Source organism: Lentilactobacillus parakefiri, from assembly GCF_002157585.1.
GTDB lineage: Bacteria > Bacillota > Bacilli > Lactobacillales > Lactobacillaceae > Lentilactobacillus > Lentilactobacillus parakefiri.
In genome coordinates this window covers 43,122-43,821 of record NZ_BDGB01000002.1, presented here as the reverse complement: position 1 = coordinate 43,821, position 700 = coordinate 43,122, and the positions used below count along the sequence as shown (strand labels likewise).

The following is a 700-nucleotide window of genomic DNA, read 5'->3' as shown; positions in this document are numbered from 1 at the left end:
AGTGCCGGCGCACTGCACAATTGCGAATACGACCCGGAAACAATGTTTAGAAAAACTGACCGAACCCGTTTCTCTCAAACACATTGCTAATGAATTATCCACTTCAGATTCATTCGTTGGTCGGCAGCTCTTGCGCGCTGAACGGGACTTTAAAACTAATTGGCACTATTTGCCCAAAGTTTTGCTCATGGATGAGGTTAAAAGCACTAAGAGTGCCACCGACGCGATGAGTTTTGAATTTATGGACGCCGAAACGCACGAATTAATTGATCTATTGCCCTTTAGAACCATCTATCAGCTTCAAAAGTACTTCCAGCATTATGATCAGGCTGCTCGGGAAAATGTCAAAATTATTGTGACTGATATGAATTATACCTATCCCAAATTGGTTGGTCGAATTTTCCCTAATGCCATTGTCGTCATTGATCCCTTCCACCTAGTTAATGCTTTAAACCGCGCCTTTAATAAGACGCGGGTGCGGCTTATGAAAACCCTGGCGACTTCTTCATGCGAGTATCGTGCCTTAAAGCGTTACTGGAAATTATTATTAACTCCGGCAAGTCACCTCAACTACGAGGTCTTCCGTAAATGGACGAACTTCTCGTATCTGGCGACTGCCACTGATGTGGTTGATGCTTTATTAGGCATTGATCCCGAGCTCAAGCAAACATACGCTGTGATGAATCAGTTACGTGAAACC

Annotated in this window: 1 protein-coding gene; it reads left to right on the top strand. The window is 43.9% G+C overall.

The annotated features are described in order from the left end of the window. A partial coding sequence (locus LPKJCM_RS00300) for a transposase (protein ID WP_165758539.1) occupies window positions 1-700 on the top strand: 700 nt, incomplete at both ends.